The sequence below is a fragment of the Pseudomonas sp. Pseusp97 genome (assembly GCF_047304025.1).
Lineage (GTDB): Bacteria > Pseudomonadota > Gammaproteobacteria > Pseudomonadales > Pseudomonadaceae > Pseudomonas.
Genome location: NZ_JBGLYK010000422.1, coordinates 1 through 1,646 on the forward strand (window position 1 = coordinate 1; position 1,646 = coordinate 1,646).

Sequence of the window (1,646 nt, forward strand, 5' to 3'; positions counted from 1 at the left end):
GCGCCGATCAGCGCGTCGGCGCAAGGCGGCGTGCGGCCGAAGTGGCTGCAGGGTTCGAGAGTGACGTAGGCGGTGGCGCCGCGGGCCTTGTCGCCTGCCTGGCGCAGCGCGTGGACCTCCGCGTGGGGCTCGCCGGCGCGCACGTGCCAGCCTTCTCCCACTACCTCGCCGTCACGGACGATGACGCAGCCGACGCGGGGATTGGGATGGGTCGTGTACCAGCCCTTGCGCGCCAGCTCGATGGCGCGGGCCATCCAGACCTCGTCCGCGATGCTCATTCCTTGGACGGCTCGCGGGCCAGGCGCTCGATTTCCTCGCGGAATTCGTTGAGGTCTTGGAAGCGGCGGTATACCGAGGCGAAGCGGATGTAGGCGACTTCATCGAGCTTCTGCAGCTCGGCCATCACCAGTTCGCCCAGCACCCGCGACTTGATCTCGCGCTCGCCGGTGGCGCGCAGCTTGTGCTTGATGTGCGCCAGCGCCTCCTCCAGCCGCTCGATGCTCACCGGGCGCTTTTCCAGCGCGCGCTGCATGCCGGCGCGCAGCTTGTCTTCGTCGAAGGGCTGGCGGCTGCCGTCCTGCTTGATCAGGCGCGGCATGACCAGTTCGGCGGTCTCGAAGGTGGTGAAACGCTCGCCGCAGGCCAGGCACTCGCGGCGCCGGCGGACCTGGTCGCCCTCGGCGACCAGGCGCGAATCGATGACTTTGGTGTCGTGGGCGCCGCAGAAAGGACAGTGCATGGCGAGTCTTGGGCTGTCTTGTAGGGGAAGAGGTCAAGAGGCTCATGGTAGCGCATCGACTGTCCGAATAAACCCCGCTCCCACGAGACAGGCCACAGGTATTAGGCTATACAGGCGCCCGCCTGGAATCTGTTGCGATGGAGCCCGCCATGTTTGCCCGCCTGCTCTGCCTGTCCCTTACCGTCCTGCTGGCCGCCTGCGCCAGCGAGAAGCCTGCGCCGACCGCCCAGCCGGTCGCCGTCTCGAAGAAAACCCCGTCCGCGCTGGAAGAGCCCGTGCCGGCCAACATGCGCGCCCTCAGCGGCCAGCTCAGCAGCTCCCAGGGTTTCCTGCCGGCCGGCAGCGAAGTGGAGCTGGCGCTGCTGGTGATCGACCAGCGCGACCGCCCGCAGCAGTTGCTCTCCAGCGAGAAGCTGATCGCCACGGGACAAGCCCTGCCATTTCGCGTGGTGTTCAATCCGCAGTCCTTCCCGGCCGGCGCCCGCGTCGAGCTGCACGGCCGCGTCTCGCAGTCCGGCCAGCTGGCCTGGCGCCTGCCGCCGGTGCGCATCACCCAGCCGGAAACCCGCGCCCTGGGCGAACTGCGCCTGGAACGTGCACCGTGACGCCACCGCTTTCCCTGCAAATGGCCCTCGGTGAACTGCTCGGCGACGCGCGCCTGTCCGCCGAAACCCTGCCCGGCACCGACATCCGCCTCTGGCTGATCGACGCGCAGAACATGGACCGCGAGTTCAGCCCCGACGAAACCCGGCGCATTCTCGAAGAACCGCCCTACTGGTGCTTCTGCTGGGCCAGCGGGCTGGTGCTGGCGCACTGGCTGGCGGAGAAACCCGAATGGGTGCGCGGCAAGCGCGTGCTGGATTTCGGCGCGGGCTCGGGCATTGCCGCCATCGCCGCGGCCAAGGCC

General features: G+C 68.7%; 3 protein-coding genes and 1 pseudogene. 2 read left to right on the forward strand and 2 right to left on the reverse strand.

What is annotated here, in order from left to right:
• A partial coding sequence (locus ACCC94_RS29585; protein ID WP_413353144.1) for a deaminase occupies nt 1–278 on the reverse strand: 278 nt, incomplete at its 3' end.
• Nucleotides 275–739 (reverse strand): transcriptional regulator NrdR, encoded by a 465-nt coding sequence (gene nrdR, locus ACCC94_RS29590; RefSeq protein WP_259759078.1) that lies wholly within the window; start codon nt 737–739, stop codon nt 275–277. The genes nrdR and ACCC94_RS29585, both read right to left, overlap by 4 nt.
• 137 nt (nt 740–876) lie before the next feature.
• On the opposite strand from nrdR, the gene ACCC94_RS29595 reads away from it, so the two are divergent.
• Entirely contained in the window at nt 877–1,344 is a 468-nt protein-coding gene (locus ACCC94_RS29595) for a YbaY family lipoprotein (protein ID WP_413353146.1), read from the forward strand.
• Nucleotides 1,341–1,646: pseudogene (locus ACCC94_RS29600) on the forward strand (protein methyltransferase); the annotation flags it as partial. The gene ACCC94_RS29595 and the pseudogene ACCC94_RS29600, both read left to right, overlap by 4 nt.